Below are 20,397 nucleotides of genomic sequence, written 5' to 3' on the forward strand. Positions count from 1 at the left end.
TGTCCGCCGTCCCTTCGACTAGCGTCATGACATGACCAGCGACACCCCTTCCCCTCGCGCGCAGACGTCCCTCACCGCGGCTCTCGCCGCCGCAACCGTCGTCCTCGACGGCGGTATGTCCAATCAGCTGGAGTCCGCCGGGCACGACCTGAGCGACGAGCTGTGGTCGGCGCGGCTTCTCGCCGAGCGGCCCGAGGCGATCACTCAGGCGCATCTCGCGTACTTCGAGGCGGGCGCGAACGTGGCGATCACCTCCAGTTACCAGGCCACGTTCGAGGGTTTCGCGAAGCGCGGCATCGACCACGAGGAAGCCGCCCGGCTGCTCGCGCAGAGCGTGGAGCTGGCCCGGGAAGCGGCCCGGCAGGCGCGGAGCAACGGGGTGGCCCACCCGCTGTGGGTGGCGGCCTCGGTCGGCCCGTACGGGGCGATGCTCGCCGACGGCTCCGAGTACCGGGGCCGCTACGGGCTGAGCGTCGCAGAGCTGGAGCGTTTCCATCGTCCCCGACTCGAAGTGCTGGCCGCCGCGGGGCCCGACGTGTTGGCGCTGGAAACGGTTCCCGACGCCGACGAGGCCGAGGCGCTGCTGCGCGCCGTGCGCGGCCTCGGCGTGCCGGCCTGGCTGTCGTACTCGATCGCCGACGACCGTACCCGCGCCGGGCAGCCGCTGGAGGAGGCGTTCGCCCTGGCTGCCGAGGTGGACGAGGTGATCGCGGTCGGTGTGAACTGCTGTGTCCCCCAGGACGTCGACGCCGCCGTGGCGACCGCGGCGCGGGTGACGGGCAAGCCGGTCGTCGTCTACCCGAACAGCGGCGAGGTCTGGGACGCCGAGGCACGCGCCTGGAACGGCCGCTCCACGTTCACCCCCGAGCAGGTCCTGGGCTGGCGGGAGTCGGGGGCACGGCTGATCGGGGGCTGCTGCCGGGTCGGCCCGGAGGCGGTCGCCTCGATCGCCCGCACGCTGACCTCCGCATAGAAGGGCCCAGGCGGAGACCGCACCGGGCCTCTTCTGCCCCGTCGAGGTCGGCCTGAAGGCCCGACGTGCCGGACCGGCCACGTGCGACGGGCCCACGCGGCGGTCAGGCCGTCAGCGGCCCCGCACTCCGCCGGCGCGGCGCAGCCTGCGCACTGCCGACCTGAGTTCCGTGCCGCGCACGGGCCTGCTGGGCAGCGGGTCCGGCGTCGCCGTGCCGTCGGCGGATTCTCCCGGAGCGGCGGTCGCGTCCGCCGTCCACAGGGCCAGCTCACGGTCGCGCGGACCGTATGCGGTGTAGGCCAGGTCGTCGCTCGGGTACGGTCCGCTGCCGACGTCGCCGAAGATCCGCACAGGGTGCGCCGCGTCCCAGGCCTCCCAGCCGGGGTCGCCCGTCGCCGCGAACCGTGTCCAGGCCCCGTGCATCGCGTCGGCGAGCTCCTGCGGCGCGTCGTCCCCCGCGAGCTTCGCGGAATCGGGCGTCTCTCCGGTGTCGAAGACGAACCCGAGTTCGAGGGCGTGGCAGGCGCCGAGTCCGGGCCTGAGCGACGGCCAAGCGAACTCGTACACGTACGACGACCCGGGGCGGGCGTCCGCGAGCCGTTGCAGGGGCAGGCGCAGCAGGTTGTCGGTGACCATCTGGCCCACGATCTCGGCGGTCCCGGCCCCGGGGTGCAGGGCCCGGTAGCCGCGCGGCACCTCGGGGCCGCAGCGGCAGCGGGCCATGGCGCCGGCGAGGGCCACGGGACCCAGTCGGTCGACGCGCTCCAGCAGACCGCCCGGGGCCAGCCACAGTCGGTACTCGTCGCGGGTCCAGCCGAGAAGCAGGTCGATGCCGGAGGCCGCGTCCCCGCCGATGAGGGCTTGCAGGGGGTCGCGCGGGACGAGGTCGCCGTCGACGACGATGCCGAAGGCGGGCCCGCCCAGGACGGGGCTGCTGAGCCTGCCGACCTCGGCCTGGGTACGCAACAGCAGGTCCCGGTCGACGGCGGCGAAGGCCTCGGCGGTGGCAGGGACCTTCAGCCGGGCGGCCATACGGCGCACCATGCGCCGGACCTTGTCCCGTTCGAAGGCCTCCGGCGGTCCGCTCTGCAGGACGGCCCGGTGGAACAGGCCCTGCGCCTGCGGGGCCGCGATCAGGGCGCCGGCGCTGATCGCTCCGGCGGACTGTCCGGCCAGGGTAACCCGGTCGGGGTCGCCGCCGAAGGCCCTGATGGAGCGATGGACCCATGCCAGCGCGGCGAGCTGGTCGCGCAGTCCGCGGTTGGCGGGGGCGTCCGGGAACAGTCCGTAGCCCTCGACTCCGAGCCGGTAGTTGACCGAGACGAGGACGACGCCGTCGCGGGCGAAGGCGTGCCCGTCGTACACGGGCACGGCCGACGAGCCACGGGTCAGGGCGCCGCCGTGCAGCCACACCATGACCGGGAGCCGGGCGCCCGGTCCCGGCTCCGACGTCCACACGTTGAGGTTGAGACAGTCGTCACCGGGCAGGTCCGGGTCGGACAGGTACTGCGCGAAGGCGTCGGAGTACGGCGGTTTCGGCGCCGTGGGCCCGAAGGCGCCCGCGTCGCGCACGCCCTCCCAGGGCTCCGGCGGCGCGGGGGACCGAAAGCGCCCGGGACCGAACGGCGGGGCGGCGTACGGGATGCCCCTGAAGACCGCGACGCCGTTCTCGTACCTGCCGCGTACGGCCCCGTACGGCGTCCTGACCACGGGGTTCGCCTGGTCTGCTGTCATGCGCCCACCAGCCCTTCGCGTGCTCGCGCACCGGTAGTACCAGAGCACCACAAGGTCGCGCGGTATTCCGGTGCACGAGCCCGCAGCAGGGCTATTTGGCGTACATCAGGGTGCCGAAACCGAGCTGGTCGTAGCCGCCGCTGGTGGAGCCGTAGTCCCCGCCGCCGCCCTCGGGGGCCACCGAGAAGCACATCTGGGAGATCCATTTGTCGTCGAGGTAGAGGCGCCGGTTGTAGTGGTAGTGGAGCATGGCCCAGACCGGGCGGACCTGGCCGCGGGAACCGGAGCTGATCACCGTCTGTGACTGCTGGCTGCAGTTGGTGCCGGTGCCCCAGGTGTAGGTGGTGTAGGGGACGTCCTGGCCCAGGTTGTACTTGGCGACGTACTGGGCGGCCTTCATGAAGCGGCGGCTGTCGTACGAGTAGAGGTCGTCGCCCTGGTTCCAGGCCATCTCGCAGAGGGCGCCCATCTGCCCCATGCCCATCATGGTGTGGCCCTGGTCGCGGCCGGACTCCTGCCACTGGCCGAGGGCGTAGCCGTCGGAGTCGGTGTACAGGTACGGGACCGCGTGCGCGAGGGAGCCGTTGCCGGCGCCGGTCTTGAAGTAGTTCACGGCCTGGTCGTACTTGGCCGCGTTGTCGGTGAGGATCCCGATGGCCATGACCGAGGCCATGTTGCACAGGTCCCAGTTGGCCCAGTAGTTGGTGATGCAGGCGCCGTTGTGCTGGGTGAGGAACTGGTTGTTGAGCGGGTAGAAGACGTTGACCATCATCTGCTGGAACTTCGCCAGGTCGAACCCCGCGTAGCCGCGCATGAGCTCGGCGGCCTGGCAGAACTCCCAGCCGTAGATGCCGGCCGCGAGGAACCGGTCGGCGTTGCCGGTGAGGGTGGTCAGCTTGGACGACCAGGCGTTGAGGATCCTGACGGCGGTGTCGCCGTTGGCGGCCGTACCGCCCACCGCCCAGCGCAGGGCGTTCTGGTAGGCGGCGGCGATGTCGTTGTAGAGGATGCCGTAGTTCTCGCCCGTGCCGCCGCGGATGATGGTGGCCTGCGGGTTGGGCGTCCAGGTGGACTGCGCGTGGGAGTTGGCGGTCAGCCTGTTCCAGCCGGACAGCCAGGGGTCGGTTTTCGCCGCGACCTTGACCTTGGCGCGGTTGATGTCTCCGGCGTTGTGCAGCATGCCGGGGTGGGTGAAGGTGGCCGGGGCTGCGCTGGCGGCGGGGCCCGCCAGCGCGGCCGCGGAACCGCCGAGGGCGAGTGCGGCGGTGAGGCCGCCGGCGGTCTTCAGCAGACCTCGGCGGCTCAACTCGCCCTGTTCGGGGCTCTGGTGGGGGGAGATGCGGCTCATCTTGTGCGACTCCAATCCGTGGGGGGATCAGTCGGGGGTGATGCTCACCTCTTCGAAGTGGGCGGTGCCGAGGGCCAGCGGGCTGCGGGAGCAGACCACCAGGCCCACGTGGAAGGGGGCGTCACCGAAGCCGGGGATCTCGCCGGAGGCGAGAGCGGACCAGGTGGCGCCGTCATCGGTGGACACTGCTGCGGCGAAGGCGGTCCCGGCGCGCTTCAGCCGTAGCAGCAGGGGCAGTTGGACAGGTGCGGTGCCGGAGAAGGCGGAGGCGCCGGCCACGGTTTTGCGCAGCATCAGCTGCGCGGAGGTCCCTCCGGTGACGATCACTCCGGCGGCCTGGTCGAACGGTGACAGCGACTTGGCCATCAGCAGGCCCACCCGGTCGGCGGTGGCTCCGGTGCGGGAGACCAGCCGGGCGGTGACCGTGCAGTCGCCGGTGACGGGCTGTCGTACGAACTGCCCTGTCATTCCCTGGTTGTTGACGGTCAGGTCGATGCCCGCACCGCGGACGGTGAAGGTTCCGTCGTCGTACGAGCTGCTGCCCGGCGTACGGATCGCGACGACGCCGAGCGTCCCGTAGGCCCGGTCGTCGAGGATCACGTCGCCGAGATCACCGTAGGTCCAGGGGGTGGGCGGGGGTGTGCCGACGGTGAGGGCGAGGGTGGCGGTGCCGTCGCCCGCCGCGTTGCCTGCGGTGGTGGTGATCGTGAACTCGCCGCTCTCGTTGGGGGTGCCGCAGATCAGACCGGTGCGTCTGTCGACGCGCAGGCCGTCGGGGAGCCCGTCCGCGGTGAAGCGTATGGGCTCGTGCGAGGCACGCAGAAGGTGCCGGAAGGGAACGCCCCTGTTCGCGAACGCCGTGGTCACGGAGGTGAGTTGGGGCGTGCCAGGCATGGGCATGGATGCCGCAGCGGACTCCGAGAGCGGGCCGCGGCCCCCGGCGTTCGTCTTCGCGACGACGTAGTGGTACGTCGTGCGGGGCGTGCCGGTGGCGTCGGCGTACCGGATGCGGGTGCCGAAGCCGACGGGGCCGATGCCGGTGGCGACGGTGCGGTACGGGCCGTCGGCGTCGGTGGAGCGCAGCACCTTGTAGCGGGCGGAGAGGTCCGGGTCGGTCCAGGCCAGTTCGACGGCGTCCGCGCCGGTGGTCGCCGTGAGGCCGGTGGCGGCGCCGGCCGGGTGCGATACCGTCCACACCTCGCCCGAGGCCGACATGACGGTGACGTTGTCGAAGGCTCCGGTGCCGGTTTCGGCGTAGTCCTCGTCGACGCCGAGGCAGGAGGTGAGGACGAGACCCGCGTACGCGGTGTGCCCCAACTCGACCTCGGTGGAGCCGACTTCGGTCCAGCGGATGCCGTCAGGGGAGATCGCGCCGGTGCACCGGCGTGCCTTGCGCGTCACCCGCACCCAGTACGGCGCCCGCAGCCGGTAGCCGTCGCCCGCGCCCTCGACGTACGGGGCCTGAAGCGGGGTCGCGGACTCCGGGAGGGCGCCGAGGTTGGAGATCGGGAAGGACGCGTTGCTCGTGATGGCGTCCTGCTGGGCGGGCGGCACGGGTGTGCTGCCGGTGGCGGAGATCTCCGCCCCGGCCGACGGCCGTACGCTCCACACACCGCTCCAGGTGTGCAGCGGCAGCCCCTGGATCAGCATGGCGGCGTGCGCCGCGTCCGCGTCGAGCGAGTCGCGCAGGGTTACGCCGATCTTGGAATACTGCGAGCTGAGCGGCCACACGATCCGTGCGGTGACCGTGCCGTCGCCCGGCAGCGGCAGGTGCACGAGGCGATAGGCGTCGGCGGTGCCGCTCGCCTCCAGGACGAAGCGTTCGCCGTCGAAGGCGGCGGAACCGGGGATCTTCACGTCGCCGAGATCCTGGGTGGACCAGGGGGCGGGGAGGCCGGCTGCGGCGGAGGCGATGCGTGAATTACCGCTGTCGCCCTGGGAGTTGAAGGCGATGACCGTGTAGTGGTACGTCCGGTCCCCTCGCGCGTCGGTGTCGCTGTACGTCGGCTTGTCGAGGCCCGTGGCGATCTCCTCGTACGGGCCCTCGGGCTTGGTCGCCCGGCGGACGCTGTACGTGCTCGCCCCCACGGACGGCAGCCAGCTCACGGTGACGGACCTGCCGTCGCCGACGGCGGTGACGCCCGCCGGAGCCGTCGGCGCCGTCGTCGACGAGGTGGCCGTCGCGCCGGCGTAGGCGAAGGTGCCCCAGCTGGGCAGGTCGTCGTTGCTGCCCTCGACGGTGCGGGCGTCGCCGGTGCCACGGAAGACGGCGGCCTTGGTGTACGGGGTGTCGAGACCTCGGACGCCGGCGTAGTGGGCGTAGGCCATCTCGTAGATCGGTGGCAGGTTGCCGCGGGCGGTCGCGGAAACCGTCTTCTTGATGTACTTGCCGGTGCGGTCGAGGTCGGGGGTGAAGGGGACGTCGCCGCCGAGGTTGTAACGGGCGGCGTACTCGAAGTTGGCGAGGATGCGGTTGTCTTCGTGGCCCCAGAGGTCGATGCCCTGGTTCCAGGCGACCTGGGCGATGTCGCCGGTCAGGCCGACGGCGAGCTGCTCGTGGCCCTGGTCGCGGCCGGCCTCCTGGCCCTGCCCGGCGTCGGTGACGATGCGGTGCGGGATGCTTCCGTTGCCCGCGCCGGCCGCGGCGAAGCGCAGGGCGTCCTCGAAGAGCACGGGCTCCTCGCAGAACACGCCGATGGCCAGGATGGTCTGAAGGGCAGTCAGGTCCCAGTTGCCGTTGGCGTAGAGCATGTAGCCGGACACGGCCGGATACCAGACGTCGAGGAAGGACCGCTCGCAGCGGGCGATGTCCGTCTGCGCCCAGCCGTCGTAGTCGCTGTGCCTCAGGAGTTCGGCCGCGTTGACGAACTTGAAGGCCTGGAGCCCGGCGCCGAGCGGCCCGTCCGCGCCGGTGATCGCCGTCAGGGACGCCGACCAGGCGTTGAGGATGTCGCGGGCCTTGTCGGCGTTGGCCCGGTTGCCGGTGACAGCCCACATGAGCGCGTTCTGGTAGGCGGCGGCCGAGTCGGCGACGGCCTGGTTCTGGAAGTTGGTGGGGCCGCGGCCCCAACTGGTGATCTGGCCCGTGTTCTGGACGGCGTACGAGGCCGAGGAGCGGGCGTGCGCCGCGAACGCCAAGTAGCCGTCGTAGACGGGGGACTGCTTGGCGGCGACGGCTGCCTTCATCCGGGCGAGGTCGTCGGCGGTGTGCAGCAGGCCGGGGTGGGCGAAGGCTCTGGTACCGGTGCCGGTGTCGTTCCGGTCGGCGGCCCGGGCGACGCCGGGAACGAGCAGTCCGCTCGCGCCCGACGCCAGCAGCAGGGCCGCCGCGCCGCCGAGGAAGCCCCGGCGGCTGGTCGCGGGGGTGATCATGACGCGGCGGCCGCCTCGGCCTCGGCGGTCGTGAGGAACGTCAGGTTCGTCACGTGCTCGTTGTAGAACCACTGGATGGCGTCGGTGGTGTAGTACCACTTCGGCTTCTTCATCGAGTCGGCGACGACGACCCCGTTGATCACCAGGTTCTCGAAGGTGACGTTGTCGATGGCGTGTTCGGCGTCATAGCCGAGGAACAGCGACGGCTCGGCGTGGGTGCCCGTGTAGCTGAGGTTCTTGACGTAGACGTCCTGGATGCCGCGGCCGACCGAGGTGTTGTACTTCGGGTTGAACATCACCTTCATGTAGATGACCTGGCCCCAGCGGAAGTCCTCGATGCGCACGTCCTCGATGCGGACGTTCTTGATGAGGTTGGAGTCGCCCGGATTGAGGGCGATGCAGCCCTGGTAGTTCATCTGGGGCTCGCGGTGGTCGAGGACGTCGATGTTCTTGATGACCAGGTTCTCGAGCGTCTCGGGGGCATCGCTGTTGCCGTGCGTGCCGACGTTGATCGGGTGCGCGACATCGGCCCACAGGGTGCAGTTCTGGATGGTGATGTCGCGGGTGTCGCCGTAGTAGTCCCAGCGGTGGCAGTAGATGGCGAAGCAGTCGTCGGAGTTGCGCATGAAACAGCCGTCGAAGACGATCCCGGTCGAGGAGAAGACGTCGAAACCGTCTCCATTGCCCTTCGAGCTGAACGAACGCGCCTTCTTGACATGGACGTTCTCGCTCATGCCGAACGTGCCCGCATAGCCGTTCGGGTTCATGATGATGACGTCCTCGACGCGGATGTTCTTGCTGCCCTCGCAGAGGATGCCGCCGGGGCCGGCGTTGAGCATGCCGCGGCCGGTGAGGGCGGCCTTCTCCACGTTCTTGAAGAACACCTGCGCCTGTAGGACGGCGCCGCCCGCGAGGTACACGGTCTTGCCGCTGGGGACGGTGAGGACGTTGCCGGTGACGGTGTGCACACCGGGGCCGAAGTAGATGACGTCCGGGTCGTCCGCCGAGGGCGGGTTGGGGCAGATGTGGTTGGTGATGACGTGCAGACAGTCGAAGATCTCGTCGTTGATCTGGACGACGACGTCCTTCGGCTCGTCAAGGGTGAACACCAGCGTGTCGCCGCCGAGTTCGGGCTTGATGCCGTACGAGTCCGGCCTCACCCGGGCCTTGGTGGTGCCGCCCTTGAGGTACGTCACCTCGACTTCGACGGAGCCCTGGAAGTCGAAGTACACCATCGAGGAGTTGTAGACCTTGCCGGAGCCGGTGGTCGCGTTGATCTCCTCCAGCTGCGGCCGGTAGACGTCGAGCGTCTGCCAGTCGCCGTCGGGGGCGGTGCGCACACGCACCTTGAAGCTGGTGTTGGTCGGCATGGTGGCCGGACGGGGGTACGTGACCAGCCTGGGGGCGGAGTTGTCGTCCGCCCCTTCGGCCCGGGCCGCCGTGGCCGTGAGGTTGGTGAGGCCGGCGGCGAGCACCGTGGCGCCGGCCGCCTGCAGGGCGGTACGGCGGGACAAAGGCGTGATCATGTGCGACTCCTTGCAACAGACAGGTCGGTAGGAGGGTTACTTGAGACCGGAGGTCGACATCCCGGCGACGAAGCCGCGCTGGGCGATGAGGAAGATCAGCAGGATCGGGACGACATACATCACGGAGGCCGCGGCCTGAAGCTCGGGCACGGGCGTGCCGGCCTCACTGACATAGGTGGTCATCACGGCGACGGCGAGCGTGGTGCGGTCGGTGGACAGCAGGAGCTGCGGGGCGATGTAGTCGCCCCAGGTCCAGGTGAAGGCGATGATGAAGCTCGCGGACAGCACGGGCCAGGACTGCGGCAGGAAGATCCGCCAGAAGACCGATGTGTATCCGCAGCCGTCGACGATCGCGGCCTCCTCCAGCTCGCGCGGCAAGCCCGCGAAGAACTGCCGGAAGAGGAAGACCAGATACGGCGCCGAGGACAAGCCCCACAGCACCCACGGCCAGTAGGTGTCGACCATGCCGAGCTTGGCGAAGATCAGATAGGTCGGCAGCAGCGTGACCATCTGGGGCAGCATCATCGAGCCGAGCAGGACGCCGAACAGCACCTTCTTGCCGGGCGCGTCGAGCCGGGCGAAGCCGAAGCCGACCCAGGCCGAGCTGAGGGTGACGAGGGTGGCGTAGATGAGGGCGATGACCAGGGAGTTGCGGGCGTAGCCGAGGAAGTCGATCTGGTGGAAGGCGTCGGCGAAGTTGTGCCACTGAAAGGCGTCGGGCAGCCAGTGCACGGGTGAGGCGGCCAGTTCGCCCTGGGTCTTCAGGCCACTGAGGATCAGCCAGCCGAAGGGGCCGAGGAACAGCCCGGTGACGGCGACGAGGACCGTGTAGAGGACAAGGCGCCTGACGCGCACCCGCACCCGCATGTCGGTCGTCGATGACGTGGGCCGCAGGGTGGTGGCGGTCACTTCTTCGCCTCCGGGTCGACGTTGTAGAACACCGCGCCGGACGTGAACTTGAAGATGAGTCCGGTCACGACGAGGATCAGGACGAAGAGCACCCACAGCAGCGCGGAGGCGTAGCCGTAGCGGCCGAGCGCGAAGTACTGCGCGAACACGTGCATCATGTAGAGGTAGTTGGACTGCGGAACCGTGGTGACGCCGCTCGTGTCGCCGAGCGGGGCCAGCAGCAGCGGCATGATGGTCTGCACCGAGGCGATCATCCCGGTGACCGTCTGGAAGAGCAGGACGGGCGACAGCAACGGCACGGTGATGCTGCGGAAGGTGCGCCAGGCGCTCGCCCCGTCGATACGGGCCGCCTCGTGGAGTTCCCGGGGTACGTCCTGAAGCCCCGCCAGCGAGATGATCATGACGTTTCCGGCGCCCCAGAGCACCGTCATCAGCAGGACGTAGCGGGCGTAGGGGTCGGCGAGCCAGCCCACGGCGTCGATGCCGAAGAAGGTCAGGACGCCGTTGGAGGCGCCGGAGTTCTGATCGAAGAGAAGCTTGAAGGCGAGGCCCGCGCCCACCGGCGGCACCACGGCGGGCAGATAGAGCAGGGTGCGGAACACGCCGCGCGCCTTGATCGGCCGGTTGACGAGGACGGCGAGACCGAGCCCCGCGGTGATCGACAGCGGCACCGAGGTCACCGCGAACAGGCCCGCGCGGCCCAGCGCGTCCCAGGTGACCGGATCGTTCAGCAGCTCGCGGTAGTTGCCGAGTCCGACGTACTTCCAGTGGGGAGAGATGCCGTCGAACGTGGTGAAGCTCAGCCACAGCGCGTACACCATCGGCGTGATGGTCAGCAGCAGGAACCCGATGATCCAGGGCGAGGTGAACAGGTAGAACGCCCGGTGCCTGCGCGCGGTCATGGACGTCCCCGGGCCTGCGGCGGCCGGTGCGCGTCGGGCGCTCGCGGCGGCGCCCGGCCGCTTGGCGACGGAGGAGATCTGGTCGGCCGTCATCCCACCTGCTCCTTACCGCGCTTCAGCTGCTCGTTGACCGCCGAGTTCAGGCGGCGGGCGAGAGCGTCGACGGAGATCTGGCCGTTCATCGCGGCGGGGGCGATCTGGTTGAAGAGGGCGTCGACGGCGTCTGCCCTGGAGTAGGGGGTGAAGGAGACCACCGAGAAGTGCTTCAGCTCGTTCTCCTGCGCCTTCAGTGCCCGTTTCTGGTAGTCCTCCTGGGCCGGCATCAGCGAACGCATCGACTTCAGGGTGGGGATGCCCCAGCCGCCGGAGGCGCGCGCCTTGGCCGGCTCCTCTCCGAAGAACCACTCGAAGACCCGCCATGCGGCGTCCTTGTTCTTCGCCGCGCGCGGCATCCACAGGCCCGTGCCGCCCTGACAGGCGCTGATCCGCGGGCCGCCCGCGAAGACGGGGGCAGGCGCCAGGCGGGACACGGCCGCCAGCTTCCTGTCGGTGCCGATCATGCCGCCCAGCCAGTAACCGGAGTTCGACATGGCCATCCGTCCGGCCTGGTAGGTGGGCCCGTCCCAGCCGTTGGGGTCGGGCTGGATCAGGCTCGGCCCGACCTTGGTCCTGGCGTAGTCCAGGTACCAGGCCAGGGCCTTGCGGGCCTCGGGGGTGGTGAAGTCGACCCGGGAGAAGTCGTCGCTGAAGAGGCTGCCGCCCGCGGACGCCGTCATGGTCGCCAGGAGCGTGGCCCGGGTCAGGCCGTTGAAACTGCCGCCGAAGACCGTGGTCTGGCCCTTCTTGCGCCGCACGAGGCGCTTGGCGGTGTCCAGCCACTCCTCGTACGTGACCGGTTCGGTCTCCGACGGGTAGTCGACGCCTCCCTTGTCGAACGCCGCGGTGTTGAACCAGAACATGGAGTCCTGGGAGAAGTCCTTCGCCATGCCGTAGCGCGGGCCCTTGCCCTGGGTGCGGCCGTCGAACCGCCACAGGTCGTTGACGGGATCCAGGTCGTCGAGCTTGAGGACGGCGCTTCGGGCGAAGTAGGGGTCCAGCTCCTCGGCCACGTCCCGCGCCGCGAAGAACGGCAGGTCCACAGCCCCGACGCCGCGCACCAGGTCCGGCGGGTCGCCGCTGGTGAGCATCGCGATCAGCTTGGTGATGTCGTACTTCACCAAGCTGATCTTGATGCCGAGGTCCTTCTTCGCCTGCTGGACCTGCTCGGGGAGGATGTCCCCGGAGTTGACCATCACGGTGACGGTCTCGCCGGATCCGCCGACCCCGGTCGACACCCGCATCGCGCAGCCGCTCAGCGCCGCCGCGCCGGCCACGGCGCCGCCGGCCGACAGAGCGAGAAAGCGGCGGCGGCTGGGAGGGGCGCCGGCATGGGAGCGCATGGAGGCCTCGCCTTCTGATTCGGGGATACGAGCTCGGGCGATCCGAGGAGGACGCGAACACGGGATCGCGAGGGACTCGCCGTAGTAACAGGTAGCAACCGGTTGCTACGAGCGGGTGGCCAGAGCTTGTGCCGGTCTCGATGGCGCGTCAAGAGCCTGCGCAGACTTTCGAAAACTCTGCGCACGGCCCGAGAGCCGCCGCGCAGTCACCGCCAAGCGGTCTCCACCCTCCAGAAAATCCCGTCTGACCTACGGTGATCAGCGAGGTTGCAGCCAGGTCCGCACCAGCAGGGACCCTTCGAAGATTTCGCCGACTCGCACCTGCGAACGCCGCCTCGGCGCGCCTTCGGCAACCGGTAGCGCCCGTGGCTCCCCCGTCGCACCTCGCTCCCCGCCCTCACACCGGAAACATGTTTCCCGCTCCCGCGAAGCCCGTCCGCGCGCCCCGCCGCGCCCGCCGAACTCCCGCTCTGAAGTGCCCTTTTACCCAGAAAGCGGCTCGAAAGGATTTCCGCTTCGGCGATCCGCCCGACCGATTGACCCCGACTCCGGAGCAGACCTACCGTAGAAGACGCTTTCAGAAAATGTTTCCTACGCACTCAGGAGAGTCATGCCCAGCGCCCAGCTGCCCAGGGCCGTGTTCGCCATGGATCCGGTGCATCTGCCCCTGCTGTTCCCCGCGCCGCTCCTGGCCCGCCTGCGGCAAACGGCCGACCTCGACCCCACGCTCGTCGTCCGCGACTTCGCCGATCCGGCCGCCGCGCCCGCACTGGCCGGCGCCGAGGTCCTGATCACCGGCTGGGGCTGCCCCCACCTCGACGCGGACGCGCTCACCGCGGCACCCGGGCTGCGCACGGTCCTGCATGCGGCGGGCTCGGTCCGCTCGCTCGTCGGCGACGCCCTGTGGCAGCGCGGCGTCGCCGTCTCCAGCGCGGTCACCGGCAACGCCGTACCCGTCGCCGAATACACCCTGGCCATGATCCTGCTCGCCGGAAAGGACGCCTTCGCCCACCGCGAGCGCTTCCGCCGCACCCACGCCTACCCCACCCCCGCCGAGACCGCGACCACCGGCAACCTCGGCCGCCGCGTCGGCGTCATCGGCGCCTCGCGGGTAGGCCGCCGCCTGCTGGAACTGTTGCGTCCGTACGACTTCGAGGCCTTCCTCCACGATCCGTACGTCGACGCGGCCGAGGCCGCCGAGCTCGGCGCCCAGCTTCTCTCCCTGGAGGATCTGCTGCGCCACAGCGACATCGTCAGCCTGCACGCGCCCGACATCCCCGAGACCCACCACATGCTCGACCGCGCCCGGCTCGCGCTGGTCCGGGACGGCGGCCTGCTGATCAACACCTCCCGGGGCGCCCTGGTGGACCACGCGGCCCTCACCGACGAGCTGCTCTCCGGTCGGCTGAACGCGGTCCTGGACGTCACCGAGCCCGAACCGCTGCCCGCCGACTCCCCCCTGTACCGGCTGCCCAACGTCTTCCTCACCCCGCACATCGCGGGCTCCCTCGGCAACGAGCTGGAGCGGCTCGGCCGCATCGTCGTCGAGGAACTGGAGCGCCTGGCGCAGGGCCTGCCCCTGGCCCACGAGGTACGGCACGCGGACCTGGCACGGGTCGCGTGAGGCCGGCGCCGCCCGGCCGCCCCGGCCCGCGCCCCGGCCCGCGCCGCGACCGGCCCGCCCCGGCGGCCCGCCGATGGCCCGCCGGTGGGGAAAAGCGCTGTTCAGCGGCGCTCGCCGGCCACTGTCCACAGGCTCCCCCACCTGGGGGAACGATGGGATACCGTTTCCGCACCGACGAGGAGCCCGGCCGCCCGGGCCTCCCCCGCGGGCGGACCACGACGGCGAAGGAGCCAGCACGGTGAGTCAGCGCAGGACGAGCTCGGACGCCGGACGGTCGACCATCCGTGACGTGGCGGAGCGCGCGGGCGTGTCCGTGGCGAGCGTGTCGCGCGTGCTGTCCGGCAACTACCCGGTCTCGGAAGAGCTGCGCCGCCGGGTGATGAAGGTGGTCCGGGACCTGGACTACGTCACCAACGCCCACGCCCGCTCCCTGGCCGGCGGCGGCACGCCGACGGTCGCGATCCTCCTCAACAACATCACCGGCGCCGCCTTCGCCCACGTGGCCAAGGGCGTCGAGGGCGCCGCCACGATGCGCGGCTGGCTCTCCCTGGTGGGCACCACCGGCGACGACCCGGAACGCGAGCTCGCCCTGGTGAACATGATGCGCCAGCAGGGTGTCGCCGCGGTGGTCCTGCTCGGCGGCGCCTACGACTACGAGGAGTACCAGCTGCGCATGGCCCGCTTCGCCCGTTCCCTGGACGCGGCCGGCTCGCACCTGGTCCTGGTCGGCAGGCCGCCGCTGGAGGGCGCCGTACCGGCCACGACCGTCGACTACGACAACGAGTCCGGCGCCTACGCCATGGCCAGCCATCTGCTGTCCGCGGGCCACCGACGGGTCCTGATCCTGCCCGGCCCCGCCCCTCTCACCACGGCGCAGAGCAGGCTGAAGGGCGCCCGGCGGGCCTTCGAGGCGTACGGGGTGCCGTTCGATCCGGGCCTGGTGCGGCACGGTCCGTACGACGACGAGCACGGGTACTCGGCCGTCGAATCGGCCCTGCGCGAGACGCTCGACTTCACCGCCGTGCTCGCCGGGACCGACGTCGTCGCGGCCGGAGCCATGCAGGCGCTGCGCTCGGCGGGCCTGCGCGTCCCGGAGGACGTGTCGATCGTCGGCTACGACGACATCCCGCTGGCCTCCCAGCTCACCCCCCAGCTGACCACCGTGCACGTCCCGTACGAGGAGATGGGCCGCGTCGCGCTGCGGGCGGTCGCCGACCGGCGCGAAGGCGGCGCGGGCGGCCGCAGGGGCGGCGACGGGGAACACCTCGTGCTGGGCACCCATGTCGTCGTACGCGACTCGGTGCGGCCTCCATCTCGACGGTGAGCGAGGGCGTTGTGACCACGTTACGAAACCGTTTACCGAAGGTTTTTGCCGACCTCGCCGGGCTCTTGAGCGATGTCCTCCGGAAGTCCTGAAGGCCTCTGCCTGGCGTATCTGACCTGCACAGATCACTCCACCGTGGCCCATGCGCGGCGTTCACGGAGACCTCACCCCACCGACCGGCGGCCGTAACAAGTTTCCGCCTACCTCTTGCTCTGTGCGGAGCGTCCGTCCTACGGTCCCAGCAACCGGTTACTACAGCTTCCGCTTTGGCCGAACCCCCCGCGACCGCGAGCCGACGCCCCCCGGCCGCCGTTCCTGGCCAGTACCGAGCCGCCGTTCCTCGATTCCGAGGCCTACTTCCCGAAGGATCACGGTCAGATGAACTCCACCAGCTCCCGGAGAAGGTTCGCCCGCGCCGCCGTTGCGGGATTCGCACTGACAGGTCTGCTCACCGCTTGCGGCGGGTCCGGGGACGATGACTCGTCCTCGAAGTCGTCCGGTCCCATCACCCTCGACTTCTGGGGCTGGGCCAACGGTCAGGAAGCGCTCGTCAAGGCGTTCAACGCCTCCCACAAGGACGTCCAGCTCAAGTACACCAAGGTCACCGACCAGCTCACCATGCAGAAGCAGCTGACCAACGCGGTCAAGGCGAAGAACGCGCCCTGCCTGGTGCAGAACACCGCCGAGTACGTGACGAGCTGGGTCTCGCAGGACGCGCTCGCCGACCTCACGCAGTACATCGAGCCGAGCAAGGACAAGTTCAACGCCGGTTCCTGGGCCGCCGGGCTGGTGCAGGGCAAGGTCTACGGCGTGCCGACCAGCTCGGCGCCCGCGTTCACCATCTACCGCACGGACATCTTCGCCAAGTACGGCCTGAAGGCGCCCAGGACCTGGGACGACTTCATCGCCGCGGGCAAGGAGCTGAAGAAACACGGCATCAAGATCACCAACTATGCCGGCGAGGACCCCAGCACCCTGGAGGTGCTGGCCATGCAGGCCGGGGCGCACTGGTACGCCATCGACGGCAACTCCTGGAAGGTGAACTTCCAGGACGAGGGCACCCTCAAGGCCGCGAAGGTGATCCAGGACATCATCGACAACGACCTCGACTCAAAGCTCTCCTTCGCCGACTACGCCGCCGTCCAGCGCAACTACGACAACGGCGGCACCGCGACCCGGCAGATCTCCACCTGGCAGATGGCCGGCATGGTGAACAACTTCACCAAGTCCTTCGGCCAGTGGGCGCTCACGCCGTGGCCGACCTTCGCGGGTGAGGCGGCCAAGACCCCGGCCGGCACCAACCAGAGCGGCGGTGTGACCCTGGTGCCCAAGCAGTGCGAGAACCAGAAGCAGGCGGCCGAGGCGGCGCTGTGGATGTCCACCGACACCGGCGCGGTCAAGACGATGGCGAGCCCCACCACGGGCAACGGCGTGATGCCCGCACTGGCCGACAGCGACTCCTACGTCGGCGAGGCGATCTCCCAGAAGCTGCTCGGCACGAACTACCAGCCTGCCCAGCAGGTCGTGAAGGACAGCCTGGGCACCGTCACCACCGACTGGGCCTTCGGTCCCGACTGGACCGCGATGTTCACCGAGCTGCAGGCGGGTTGGGGCAAGGTCGTCAGCAAGGAGCAGAAGGTCACCGACCTGCTCGCGCACATGCAGCAGTGGACGGTCAACGACCTGAAGTCCCGCGGCATCAGCGTCAAGGGCTGAGGCAGATTCGATGATTCGCTCCCTGCGCTGGAAGGGCGCCGCCTTCACGGTGCCCTTCCAGCTCGGCTTCGTGTTCCTCTACCTGGTCCCGATCGGCTACGCCGTCTACCAGTCCCTGTTCCGCACCCAGCAGTCCGGGCTCGGTCTGGGCGGCGCCACCGAGGAGTTCTCCGGCTTCGACAACTACCGGCAGGGCCTGACGGACTCGGCGTTCCTGACGTCCATCCTGCGCGTGGTGCTGTTCGCCTGTGTGCAGATCCCGGTGATGCTGTTCATCGCCCTGGTGCTGGCGCTGCTGCTGGACGCGCTCACCTCGCGCGCGGCCGGCCGGTTCCGGATCCTGCTCCTGGTGCCGTACATGATCCCGGGGGTGGTCGCGGCGATCGTGTGGATCAACCTCTACAGCCCCGACGTCGGTCCGCTGACCCCGCTGGGCAAGCTGTTCGGGTTCGACTGGAACTTCTTCACGCCGTCCATGGTCTGGCCGTCCATCGGCAACCTGCTCACCTGGCACGGCATCGGCTACAACATGGTGATCATCTACTCGGCGCTGCAGGCCGTGCCACGCGAGCTGTTCGAGGCCGCGCGGCTCGACGGCGCCTCCGAGCTGCGGATCGCGCGCAGCATCAAGGTCCCGTACGTGCGCGGCGCGCTCGTCCTGACCGGTCTGCTGTCCATCATCCAGATGCTGCAGATCTTCAACGAGCCGGCGCTGTTCAGGAACGTCACCCCGCAGACGGTGAACGACAGCTTCACCCCGATCATGATCATCTACAACCAGGCGTTCAACGCCGGCAACTACCACTACGCCGCGACCCTGTCGGTGCTGCTCGCCCTCATCCTCGGCGTCGCCTCCTTCCTCTTCTACCGGCTGACTTCGAGGGAGGCAGACCGATGACGCTCACCGAAAACCGCGCCGAGAAGCCCGACAGGCCCCCGGCTCCGGCCGTCCGCCGCCGGACCCGCCCCGACCCGGCCGCTCGCTCGCGCGGCGGCCAGCGGTTCCTGCTCCTCGGACTCGTCCTGGCCAGCGCCTACAGCCTGTTCCCGGTGTGGTGGCTGATCGTCGCCGCCACCAAGGACCGCGTCGGCCTCTACCAGAGCAACGGACTGTGGTTCTCCGGCTGGCACCTCTGGGACAACCTGCACCAGCTGTTCACGTACGAGGACGGCATCTTCCTGCGCTGGACCGCCAACTCCCTGCTGTACGCGGGGGTCGGCTCCCTGGGCGGAACGCTGATCGCCCTCGCCACGGGCTACGGCCTGGCCCGTTTCGACTTTCCCGGCCGCACTGTGGTGTTCGCGAGCGTGGTGGGTTCGTTCCTGATCCCGATCGCGCTGCTCACCCTCCCGCTGTACCTCATGTTCTCGGAGATCGGCCTGGTCGACACCCCCTGGGCGATGCTGATCCCCTGCCTGATCAACCCGTTCAGCGTGTATCTCGCCAAGGTCTACACCGAGGCCACGATTCCCTACGAGCTCCTGGAGGCGGCCCGCCTCGACGGCGCCGGTGAGCTGCGGATCTTCTTCAGCATCGTGCTGCGGATGATGACGACGGGCGGCGCCACGGTCTTCCTGCTGGCCTTCGTCAACACCTGGAACGCCTTCTTCCTGCCGCTGACCGTGCTGCGCGGCGAGAAGAACTGGACGCTCAACATCGGCCTGTACAACTGGAGCGGCAAGCGCCTGGAATCGGGCGTGGACGTCACCAGCCTGGTCCTGACCGGCGCACTGCTGTCCATCGTGCCGATGGCGATCATGATGATCGCGATGCGTCGCTACTGGCGGACCGGCGTCACGCTGGGAGCGCTGAAGTGACCGTTGTGCACAACCCCGTGATCCGTGGCTTCGCGCCCGATCCGTCCCTGATCCGGGCCGGCGACCGGTACTACGTGGCGACCAGTTCCTTCGAGTGGTTCCCGACGATCCCGATTCACAGCTCGCACGATCTGGCCCACTGGGAGTACGCGGGACATGTCGAAGGAGCCGCCCCCGGGGGGACGTTGGCCGGCGTCCCCGACTCGGGCGGCATCTGGGCGCCGTCGCTGAGCTGGGACGGCGAGCGCTTCTGGGTGGTCTACGCAGTCGTACGGTCCGTCGGGACGCCGTACTTCGACCAGGACGCCTACGTGACCACGGCCACCGACGTGAGCGGCCCCTGGACGCCGCCGCGCCGCGTCGCGAGTCACGGTTTCGACCCCGCGCTCTTCCACGAAGGGGGACGGCTCTGGCTGCTCAACCTCCAGAACGACCACCGCCCCGAAGGGCAGCGGTTCGCAGGGATCACCCTGACGGAGCTGGACCGCGACACGCTGTCCCCGCTCGGCGACACGCACCTTCTCCTCCAGCACGAACGGCTCGTGGAGGGACCGAAGTTGCTCAGGCACGGCGGGTGGTACCACCTCGTCCTCGCCGAGGGTGGAACGGGTTTCGAGCACGGCGTCCGCACGGCCCGCAGTCGGTCTCTCACCGGCCCGTACGAACTCGACGGCCGCCCCCTGCTCACCTCGCGGGACGATCCGGGGCTGCCGCTGCAGAAGGCGGGGCACGCCGAGCTGGTGCAGACGCCGGACGGCGAGTGGTTCCTGAGCCACCTCACGGCCCGCCCGCTGAGGACGCCGAACGGCCCCCACTGCACCCTCGGCCGGGAGACCGCGATCCAGGCGGTGACCTGGGACGCGGCGGGCAGACCGCGGCTCAGGCAGGGCGGTTGGCATCCGTCGGTCGAGGTCGAGGTGCCGGACAGTCCGTACGAGACTCCCCCGCCCTCTTCCTCCGACGACCCGCTGGGCTGGCCCTGGAGCACCCTGCGCGAACCGCCGGATCCCTCCTGGGCGGACGTCGCCTCCCGTCCGGGGTGGATCCGCCTGCGTGGCCGGCACGGTCCCGAGTCCCGCTGGGCGCAGAGCCTGCTCGCCCAGCGCCTCACCGAACACCGGTCCACGGCTCAAGTAACCGTGGACGCACGTCCGTTCACCTTCACGCAGGCCGCCGGCCTGATCCTCCGCTACGACGCGGAGGCGTATCTCTGCCTCGACCTGACCTGGGCGGAGCCCGCGGGCGAGCCGCAGCGCGGCCAGCAGTGGGAGGGCAGGGGACGGACGGTCCTCAGTCTGGTGGAGCGCGACGAGAAGGGTGCGCGGCAGGCGGCGGTCGTGGACGTCGACGCGAGCGCACCGGTCACGCTGGGCGTCACGGTCGACGGCGTGGAAGCGCGTTTCTGGTACCTGGGCGACGGGGTGCGCACGCCGGTCGGCCCGCCGCTGGACGCCGGCCGGCTGTCGGACGACCATGGCGGACGGCTGCGTTTCACCGGCACCCTGGCCGGGATCCATGTCCGGGACCTGGTCGACGCCGCCTTCACGGCGGACTTCCGGGACTTCCGGCTGAGCTGCACGCCCGACTGAGCTCCGGCGGGTTTCGAAAGTCACCGCCACAAGATCCCGCCGTTCCCGGTGTCTTCACGTCAGGCTGTGGCACACCTAGGATAGCAAGCGCTTTCTGCGAGCCGCCTGTTGCCGGATCGGCTC

The 20,397-nt window shown here is 69.8% G+C and carries 14 protein-coding genes; 7 read left to right on the plus strand and 7 right to left on the minus strand.

The annotated features are described in order from the left end of the window. Positions 1 to 31: 31 nt before the first annotated feature. Positions 32 to 973: a homocysteine S-methyltransferase gene (gene mmuM, locus ACZ5SK_RS18815; protein WP_334576167.1), complete on the plus strand. Its 942-nt coding sequence runs from the start codon at positions 32 to 34 to the stop codon at positions 971 to 973. 111 nt (positions 974 to 1,084) lie between these two features. On the opposite strand, the gene ACZ5SK_RS18820 is transcribed toward mmuM, so the two are convergent. The 7 genes from ACZ5SK_RS18820 to ACZ5SK_RS18850 form a co-directional block, all read right to left on the minus strand. After that, on the minus strand, positions 1,085 to 2,707 hold the full coding sequence (locus tag ACZ5SK_RS18820) for a carboxylesterase/lipase family protein (protein ID WP_334576168.1): 1,623 nt from the start codon (positions 2,705 to 2,707) through the stop codon (positions 1,085 to 1,087). A gap of 91 nt (positions 2,708 to 2,798) precedes the next feature. Further along, positions 2,799 to 4,055, minus strand: a complete 1,257-nt coding sequence (locus ACZ5SK_RS18825; protein ID WP_361705439.1) for an alginate lyase family protein — start codon at positions 4,053 to 4,055, stop codon at positions 2,799 to 2,801. Positions 4,056 to 4,082: 27 nt separating this feature from the next. Beyond that, entirely contained in the window at positions 4,083 to 7,427 is a 3,345-nt protein-coding gene (locus ACZ5SK_RS18830; RefSeq protein WP_468576309.1) for an alginate lyase family protein, read from the minus strand. After that, the gene (locus ACZ5SK_RS18835; RefSeq protein WP_334576172.1) at positions 7,424 to 8,953 is read right to left on the minus strand and encodes a glycosyl hydrolase family 28 protein; all 1,530 of its coding nucleotides are present in this window, start codon (positions 8,951 to 8,953) and stop codon (positions 7,424 to 7,426) included. The genes ACZ5SK_RS18830 and ACZ5SK_RS18835 overlap by 4 nt, the downstream gene beginning before the upstream one ends. A 36-nt stretch (positions 8,954 to 8,989) precedes the next feature. Then, positions 8,990 to 9,862 (minus strand): carbohydrate ABC transporter permease, encoded by an 873-nt coding sequence (locus tag ACZ5SK_RS18840; protein WP_334576173.1) that lies wholly within the window; start codon positions 9,860 to 9,862, stop codon positions 8,990 to 8,992. Beyond that, positions 9,859 to 10,857 carry a carbohydrate ABC transporter permease gene (locus ACZ5SK_RS18845; protein WP_334576175.1) on the minus strand — a complete coding sequence of 333 codons (999 nt, stop codon included), beginning with the start codon at positions 10,855 to 10,857 and terminating at the stop codon, positions 9,859 to 9,861. The genes ACZ5SK_RS18840 and ACZ5SK_RS18845 overlap by 4 nt, the downstream gene beginning before the upstream one ends. Continuing rightward, positions 10,854 to 12,203 (minus strand): extracellular solute-binding protein, encoded by a 1,350-nt coding sequence (locus ACZ5SK_RS18850; RefSeq protein WP_334576176.1) that lies wholly within the window; start codon positions 12,201 to 12,203, stop codon positions 10,854 to 10,856. Before ACZ5SK_RS18850 ends, ACZ5SK_RS18845 begins: the two co-directional genes overlap by 4 nt. A gap of 610 nt (positions 12,204 to 12,813) precedes the next feature. On the opposite strand from ACZ5SK_RS18850, the gene ACZ5SK_RS18855 reads away from it, so the two are divergent. From ACZ5SK_RS18855 to ACZ5SK_RS18880, 6 genes are all read left to right on the plus strand, one after another. After that, on the plus strand, positions 12,814 to 13,827 hold the full coding sequence (locus ACZ5SK_RS18855) for a hydroxyacid dehydrogenase (protein WP_334576177.1): 1,014 nt from the start codon (positions 12,814 to 12,816) through the stop codon (positions 13,825 to 13,827). Between the two features lie 238 nt (positions 13,828 to 14,065). Continuing rightward, positions 14,066 to 15,151, plus strand: a complete 1,086-nt coding sequence (locus ACZ5SK_RS18860) for a LacI family DNA-binding transcriptional regulator (protein ID WP_334576179.1) — start codon at positions 14,066 to 14,068, stop codon at positions 15,149 to 15,151. A 378-nt stretch (positions 15,152 to 15,529) separates the two neighbouring features. Then, complete coding sequence (locus ACZ5SK_RS18865) at positions 15,530 to 16,867, plus strand: ABC transporter substrate-binding protein (RefSeq protein ID WP_334576180.1); 1,338 nt, start codon at positions 15,530 to 15,532, stop codon at positions 16,865 to 16,867. Positions 16,868 to 16,877: 10 nt separating this feature from the next. Continuing rightward, positions 16,878 to 17,765: a carbohydrate ABC transporter permease gene (locus ACZ5SK_RS18870; protein ID WP_334576181.1), complete on the plus strand. Its 888-nt coding sequence runs from the start codon at positions 16,878 to 16,880 to the stop codon at positions 17,763 to 17,765. Continuing rightward, complete coding sequence (locus ACZ5SK_RS18875) at positions 17,762 to 18,685, plus strand: carbohydrate ABC transporter permease (RefSeq protein ID WP_334576182.1); 924 nt, start codon at positions 17,762 to 17,764, stop codon at positions 18,683 to 18,685. Before ACZ5SK_RS18870 ends, ACZ5SK_RS18875 begins: the two co-directional genes overlap by 4 nt. Continuing rightward, entirely contained in the window at positions 18,682 to 20,274 is a 1,593-nt protein-coding gene (locus tag ACZ5SK_RS18880) for a glycoside hydrolase family 43 protein (protein WP_334576184.1), read from the plus strand. Before ACZ5SK_RS18875 ends, ACZ5SK_RS18880 begins: the two co-directional genes overlap by 4 nt. Positions 20,275 to 20,397 lie beyond the last annotated feature (123 nt).

The organism is Streptomyces sp. NPDC031474 (assembly GCF_055581185.1).